The sequence below is a fragment of the Luteitalea sp. genome, assembly GCF_044337415.1.
Classification (GTDB): domain Bacteria; phylum Acidobacteriota; class Vicinamibacteria; order Vicinamibacterales; family Vicinamibacteraceae; genus Luteitalea.
In genome coordinates this window covers 1-7,080 of record NZ_JBIINP010000197.1, presented here as the reverse complement: position 1 = coordinate 7,080, position 7,080 = coordinate 1, and the positions used below count along the sequence as shown (strand labels likewise).

At 68.7% G+C, this 7,080-nt stretch carries 7 protein-coding genes; 2 read left to right on the top strand and 5 right to left on the bottom strand.

The window, feature by feature from the left end; genetic code table 11:
- From ACIRDX_RS18800 to ACIRDX_RS18790, 3 genes are all read right to left on the bottom strand, one after another.
- Positions 1–419 (bottom strand): ABC transporter ATP-binding protein (locus ACIRDX_RS18800; protein WP_396626975.1); only part of this gene is annotated, 419 nt, incomplete at its 3' end.
- A gap of 140 nt (positions 420–559) precedes the next feature.
- Positions 560–1,684 carry an ABC transporter permease gene (locus tag ACIRDX_RS18795; protein WP_396626974.1) on the bottom strand — a complete coding sequence of 375 codons (1,125 nt, stop codon included), beginning with the start codon at positions 1,682–1,684 and terminating at the stop codon, positions 560–562.
- 214 nt (positions 1,685–1,898) lie between these two features.
- Positions 1,899–2,519 (bottom strand): TetR/AcrR family transcriptional regulator, encoded by a 621-nt coding sequence (locus ACIRDX_RS18790; RefSeq protein WP_396626973.1) that lies wholly within the window; start codon positions 2,517–2,519, stop codon positions 1,899–1,901.
- 153 nt (positions 2,520–2,672) lie between these two features.
- Between ACIRDX_RS18790 and ACIRDX_RS18785 the strand changes: the two genes are divergently transcribed.
- Positions 2,673–3,902 carry a PQQ-dependent sugar dehydrogenase gene (locus tag ACIRDX_RS18785; protein WP_396626972.1) on the top strand — a complete coding sequence of 410 codons (1,230 nt, stop codon included), beginning with the start codon at positions 2,673–2,675 and terminating at the stop codon, positions 3,900–3,902.
- A gap of 94 nt (positions 3,903–3,996) precedes the next feature.
- Complete coding sequence (locus ACIRDX_RS18780; RefSeq protein WP_396626971.1) at positions 3,997–4,659, top strand: lectin; 663 nt, start codon at positions 3,997–3,999, stop codon at positions 4,657–4,659.
- Between the two features lie 562 nt (positions 4,660–5,221).
- Here ACIRDX_RS18780 and ACIRDX_RS18775 read toward each other — a convergent pair.
- Together ACIRDX_RS18775 and ACIRDX_RS18770 are read right to left on the bottom strand one after the other, a co-directional pair.
- Complete coding sequence (locus ACIRDX_RS18775) at positions 5,222–6,574, bottom strand: DUF1552 domain-containing protein (protein ID WP_396626970.1); 1,353 nt, start codon at positions 6,572–6,574, stop codon at positions 5,222–5,224.
- Positions 6,571–7,080 (bottom strand): DUF1585 domain-containing protein (locus tag ACIRDX_RS18770; RefSeq protein ID WP_396626969.1); only part of this gene is annotated, 510 nt, incomplete at its 5' end. The genes ACIRDX_RS18775 and ACIRDX_RS18770, both read right to left, overlap by 4 nt.

Sequence of the window (7,080 nt, the reverse complement as noted above, 5' to 3'; positions counted from 1 at the left end):
GAGGCGCGATCGGCCATGCCGACAGAGGCAAGCGCCTCGTGCGCACGCGTCAGCGCCGCCTTCCCCGTGATGCCGCGAAGATCGAGCGCCAGGGCCACGTTCTCCACGGCCGACAGCGCCGGGAACAGGTTGAAGCCCTGGAACACGAAGCCGATGTGGCGCAGGCGGACGGCCGGAAGATCGCGTTCCGGCAGGCCGACGATCTCCGTGCCGGCAATGCGCACGCTGCCCGACGTGGCCCGAAGGATGCCGCCCATGATCGACAACAGCGTCGTCTTGCCCGAGCCCGAGGGCCCCATCATCAGCAGCACCTCGCCGGCGTGCACGTCGAGGTCCACGCCCCGCAGCGCATGCACGGCGGTCTCGCCGTCCCCGTAGGACTTGGTCACCTGTCGCGCCGCAATTGCTGGTGTCGTCATGTGCGTTCCCTGTGGGCCGGGCTGGGACAGCCGGCCCTACCTTCCTTGTCCATGACCGGGCTGGGCCAGCTGGGCCCTGCGTCCTGACGGCCCGACTCCCGATTCCCGATTCCCGACTGCCGACTCCCGACTGCCGGTTCTTACCCCTTGAACACCATCGCCGGATCGATGCGCGTCACCTTGTTGATCGAGACCATCGAGGCGCCCACGCACATGCCGAGCGTGAGCACGAACAGCCCCAGCGACAGCGGCGTCGGCAGGATGATGGCGGTCGTGCCGGCGAGCGAGGCGCGCGAGACGGTGGTGGCGATCAGGATGGCGATGCCGTACCCGATCAGCCCGCTGATGGCGGCCTGCTTGATGATCACGCGGTAGATGTAGGCGTTGGTCGCGCCCATGGCCTTGAGCGTCCCGTACTCGCGGATGTGATCGACGGTCGCGGCGTAGATGGTCTGCGCCACCACGACCACGCCGACCAGCAGGCCGAGCCCCGCGGCAATCAGCACCGTGATGCCGGCGCCCGTGCCGAACATCCAGTAGTCCTGCTGCTTCTTCCGCCACGCCTCGGTGGAGAGCGCCGTCACGTCGGGTACACCGGCGGTGATCCGGGCGGCGAGGGCGTCGGCCTCGGTCCCTGGCGTCGCCTTCACCAGCAGGTACAGCACCTGGTCGGCGCGCAGTCCCGCGTAGTCCTGCGCGCGCTTGAACGAGGCGAACACCGGCGGCGCCGTGGTGAACGTCCGGATGCCGCGCGTGAAGCCCACCACGCGCACGCGATGGCCACGGATCTCGAAGGTCTCACCGATGCGCGTCACACCGAGCTTCGCCTTGTACAGCTCGTCGACGATCACGCCGTCGGGCTCGGCGAGGCCGGCCACCGACCCCTCGACGACGTTCCAGGGAAAGCCCATGCCGCCGGCCAGGTCCACGCCGATGAGCAGGCAGCCCTCCTCGGCGCCGTCGGCCCGCTTCCACTGGCCGAACGCCACCAGGTGCTTCTGCACCGCCTCCACCCCGGGCAGCGCGCGCACCTGGTAGGCCCGCTGCTCCGGAAAGGCGACGCCGTTCTCGAGATTGCCGACCCCGCGCGACATCACCCACACATCGGCGCCCGCATGCGCGATCACGTCTGACGTGGCGCGGGTGAAGCCCACGAACAGGCCGAGCTGGATGGCCGACAGCACCACCGAGAAGACGATGCCGGTCAGCGTGACGATGAACCGCATGCGGTCGTGCAGCAGGTTGCGGAGGGCGAGTGACGGCATCGGATGAACTCCCGGCCAGCTCGGCGAGCCGGCCCTGTCAGCCTGAGACGCCGTTCCACTTTGGAACGTTCCTCAGAATATGAACAGTGTTAAGTTAACGTCGTTAATCATCCGTGTCAAGAACAGAGTCGGGTGCCGGGTGCCGGGTACGGCGGATGGGCTACGGGCTACCGGCTACAGGCTGCCTGTGGCCGGTAGTCAGGGCGTGAAGCCGTCAGCGGGCGGTGGACTGCAGGCCAGCGATCATCGTGTCGAGCGTGTGCTCGACGAGCTTCTTGCGGGAGACGAAGGGGAACAGGCCGCCGTGGGCGATGAGCAGGGAGACGATGCCGTGCATCGCGGCCCAGAGGCTCTGGGCCGCCACGTCCACGTCGAGGTCCGGCAGGTCACCGGCCTCGATGCAGCCCCGCAGGGCCTGGCGCAGGTAGTCGAAGGCCCGGAACCCGGCCGACGCCGCAAACCCCTCCGGGTCGGCCTCGTCCTTGCCCGAGCGCATCGAGAACGTGAGCGTGTAGTCGGACGGGTGCTGCAGCCCGAACTGCACGTAGATTCGGAGCCCCTCGCGCAGGAACTCGACCGGCGGCAGGCCCTTGGCGGCGAGCTTGCCGAGGCGCTCGGCGAGCAGGCCGAACGTCTCCTCGCACACGGCTTCGAGCACCGCGTGCTTGTCCTTGAAGTGGAGGTAGATGGCGGTCGGCGAGTACTCGATCCGCGCGGCGAGCTTGCGCATCGTGACCGCCTCGAACCCCTCGTCGGCGAACATGGTGCGCGCGGCGGTGAGGATCTCGCGGCGGAGCTGCTCCTTCTGTCGCTGGCGGCGCTCGACGATACCCATGCTTAACGTCGTTAACTTACCACACGGTCCATGGTCGCCGCCGTGCCGCACCGGCGCGGCCTGCGCTGCTGACCGGACTGGCATATGATTCGGCGCGTCCAGACACGCACCGGCGCCGCCCTTGCGCCGCCGGCACAACCCGGAGTCCGTTCCATGTCCTTCTCTCGCCTGACGGGCCTTGCCGTTGGCCTCGGCGTCGGCCTCACGGCCGTCCTCGCGGCGCAAGCCCCGACCACCCCGCGCACCTACAAGATCACGGTGGCCGACCTCACCGCGCCGTCCGAACACCACCAGGTGCCCGCCAAGGTCGTCCCGCGACCCGAGGGCGCCAACCTGACGCTCCCCACCGGCTTCACCGCGACGGTCGTCGCGTCCGGCGGCTTCAAGCGCCCGCGCAATGCCGTGCAGGCCCCCAACGGCGACCTCTTCGTGGTCGACTCCGGCCCGGGCACGGTCTGGGTGCTGCGCGACGCCGACAAGAACGGCACGTTCGAGGACGCCGAGCGGAGCGAGTTCGCCACCGGCCTCAAGCAGCCGTTCGGCATCGCGTTCGGGAAGGGCGCCGTCTACGTCGCCGCGACCGACCAGGTCGTGAAGTTCCCCTACGCCGCTGGCGACCTCAAGGCATCGGCCGCCGCCACCAAGCTCTGCGACCTGCCGACTGGCCCGGTGGGCCACTGGACGCGCAACATCGCCCTCACGCCCGACGGCCGCGGCTTCTACGTGACCGTCGGCTCCTGGGACAACATCAAGCCCGATCCCGATCCCCTTCGCGCCAGCGTCCTGCGGTTCAACCTCGACGGCACGGGCCGCACGGTGGTCGCCACCGGCGTGCGCAATGGCACGGGACTGGCCTTCCACCCGACAACGCGCGAGGCGTGGGTGACGGTGCAGGAACGCGGCGGCCTCGGCGACGGGCTGGTACCCGACTATCTCGCCAAGGTGAAGACGGGCGGCTTCTACGGCTGGCCGTATGCCTACGTGGGACCGCACGAGGACCCGCGCTACAAGGGCGAGCAGCCCGACCTCGTGAAGAAGACCATCACGCCCGAGGTGCTCTTCGAGTCGCACTCGTCGGCGATGCTGATGACCTTCTACACCGGCAAGACGTTCCCGCAGGCCTATCGCTCGGGCGCCTTCGTGGCGCTGCGCGGGTCCTCCGAGACACAGACGCGCACGGGCTACAAGATCGTGTACGTGCCGTTCGTGAAGGGGCAGCCCACCGGCGAGTATCAGGACTTCGCCACCGGTTGGATGCTCGGCGCCGACAAGCCCGAGGTGTGGGGCCGCCCCGTCGGCATCACGCAGCTGCAGGACGGCTCGCTGCTTGTCGTCGAGGACGGCAACGGGACGATCTGGAAGATCTCGTACAAGGGTGCGTAGCTCGTCATGCCTCATGACTCATGCCTCATGAGGCGCACGCGGCAGTCGGCAGGGCCGGCGCTCCGAGCCGGCCGTTCATGAGGGAGCTTGCTACATGCGCAGAGTGATTCCGATGGTGGTGGTCGCGGCAATCGCGACGGTGGGTTCGGTGCTGGTGCACGCGCAGGCGTCGCCGCAGATGTCGTTCTTCATCACGTCGGTGGGCTCCGGCAAGGGCGCCGACCTCGGTGGCCTCGCGGGCGCCGACGCGCACTGCCAGGCGCTGGCCAAGGCCGTGGGCGCGGGCGGCAAGACCTGGCGCGCCTACCTGAGCGTGACCGCCGCCAACGGCAAGCCTGCCGTCCACGCCAAGGACCGGATCGGTACCGGCCCCTGGCACAACGCCAAGGGCGAGGTCGTGGCCAAGGATCTGGCCGAGTTGCACGGCGAGGCGGCGCTCTGGACCAAGCAGACGGCGCTCAACGAAAAGGGCGGCATCGTCAACGGGCGCGGTGACACGCCGAACCAGCACGACATCCTGACCGGCAGCAAGCAGGACGGGACCCTCGCGGGCGACGACGCGACGACGGCGACGTGCAGCAACTGGACGAGCAGCGCCGACGGCGTCGGCAGCGCCGCCGTGGGCCACTTCGACCGCCAGGGCGGCGGCGCGGCTCCGACGAGCCTCAACGCAGCCCACAACTCGCGCGGCTGCAGCCAGGCCAACCTGGTCGGCACGGGCGGCGCGGGACTGTTCTACTGCTTCGCAGGAAGGTAAGAAGGAAAGAAGAGTAGAAGAGCAGAAGGCAGGGCGGGAAGGACGAAGGCACCGCAAGCACGAAGAAGGTAAAGAACAGAAGGTAAAGAACAAAGGGGGCGACGCCGCAGTGGCTTCGTCCCCTTCTTCGTCTTCTTCGCGGGTCCTTCCGTCCTTTGTCCTTCCCGCCCTGCCTTCTTACCTTCTACTCTTCTGCTCTTCTTTCCTTCGCTTCAGCTCACGTCCGTCAGGTGCTGAAGCGCGCCCGTGCGGTCCCCTGAAGCACCAAAGGGGACGCCGCCGCAGTGGCTTCGTCCCCTTCTCCGTCTTGTTCGCGGGCCCTTGCGTCCTTCGTCCTTCCCGCCCTGCCTTCTTACCTTCTACTCTTCTGCTCTTCTTTCCTTCGCTTCAGCTCGCGTCCGTCAGGTGCTGAAGCGCGCCCGTGCGGTCCCCTGAAGCACCAAAGGGGGCGACGCCGCAGTGGCTTCGTCCCCTTCTTCGTCTTCTTCGCGGGTCCTTCCGTCCTTTGTCCTTCCCGCCCTGCCTTCTTACCTTCTACTCTTCTGCTCTTCTTTCCTTCGCTTCAGCTCACGTCCGTCAGGTGCTGAAGCGCTCCCGTGCTGTCGCCGATGGTCTCGGGGCGCACCCCGATGCCGTCGAGCAGCGTGAGGAACAGGTTGTTCATCGGCGTCTGCTTGTCGTAGACGACGTGGCGGCCCGTGCGGAGCAGGCCGTTGCCCTGCCCCACGACGAGCACCGGCAGGTCGTCGTGCGTGTGGCGGTTGCCGTCGCTGAGGCCGCTGCCGTACACCACCATCGAGCGCTCGAGCAGGCTCGCGTCGCCGTCGCGCGTCGCCTTCATCTTGTCGAGGAAGTACGTGAACAGCTCGGCATGGAAGACGTTGATCTGCTCGACGCGCTTCATCCAGTCGGCGTTGTTGCGGTGGTGCGTCAGCGGGTGGTGCGGGTCGGGCACGCCGATCTCGGGGTACGTGCGCATCGAGCCCTCGCGGCCCATCATCATCGTGACCACGCGCGTCATGTCGGTCTGGAACGCCACGACCTGCAGATCGAACATGAGCTTCACGTAGTCGGCGTACGCCACCGGGATACCGGTCGGCTTGTCGATGCCCGGGCGCAGGTCGCGCATGTCGCTCTCGGCGACCTCGATCTGCCGCTCGATCTCGCGCACGGCGTGCAGGTACTCGTCCACCTTGCGGCGGTCGGCGGCGCCGAGGGTGCCGTTGAGCTGCTTCGTGCGCTCCCCCACCACGTCCAGGATGCTGCGGCGGTGCAGCATGCGGCGCTGCCGGGTCGCCGGGTCGAGGTGCGCATCGGCGCCGAACAGCCGCTCGAACACCAGGCGCGGGTTCGTCTCGGGCGGCATCGGCGAAGTCTCGCTGCGCCACGCCAGGCTGTTGGTGTACGCGCAGCTGTAGCCCGAGTCGCAGTTGCCGACGGTGCGCGAGTCGTCGCACCCGAGCTCGATCGACGCAAAGCGCGTCTGCGCGCCGATCGCCTGCGCGGCGATCTGGTCGGCCGAGATGCCGTTCTGGATGTCGGCGCCGGCCGTCTTCTTCGGGTGCACGCCGGTCAGGTACGACGCCGCCGCCCGCGCGTGGTCGCCCGCGCCGTCGCCGAGGGCCATGCCGTTCTTCTGCGCCAGCCCCGTCAGCACGAGCATGTCGGACCGGTGCGCGGCCATCGGCTTGAGCACCGACGACAGCTCGAACGCGGCTCCCGCGCCCTGTGGCGTCCAGCCCGTCATGGAGACGCCATTGGGCACGTACGTGAACACCAGGCGAGTGGGGCCGGCCGGCGCCGCCGAGGCCCGCGCCAGGGCCGGCGTCATGGCGTCGAGCATCGGCAGCGCGATCGAGGCGCCGAGGCCGCGCAGGAACGTGCGTCGTGGGAGGTGCGTGCCCGTGATGATCATGGTGCGGTGACTCCCGGGGCCTCGCCCCGTCGCATCTGGAACGGCAGGCTGTTCACGATCTCGAGCACCAGGCCCGAGAAGCGGTACTCGTGCTGCGGCAGCCGACTGACGATGCCGCGGATGGTCGGCTTGTCGTGCCGCGCGAGGCCGCGGCCCAGCGCGTACGTCAGCAGCTTGGACGTGAGCGCGCGCGTGAAGTCCTGCCGGTCCTCGAGCAGGATCGTGCGCAACTCCGCCGGGTGGTGGAACGTGCGGCCGTCGGGCAGTTCGCCCTTCGGGTCGATGGCGAACTTGCCGTCCATCGCACGCCAGGCGCCGATGGCGTCGTAGTTCTCGAGCCCGAACCCGAGCGGGTCCATGCGGCGGTGACACGACGCACACGTCGGGTTGGTGCGGTGCGCTTCCATCTGTTGCCGTAAGGACGCCGTCTCGCCGACCTTCGTCTCGTCGAGCGTCGGCACGCCCGCCGGCGGATCGGGCGGCGGGGCGTCGAGCAGGTTCTCGAG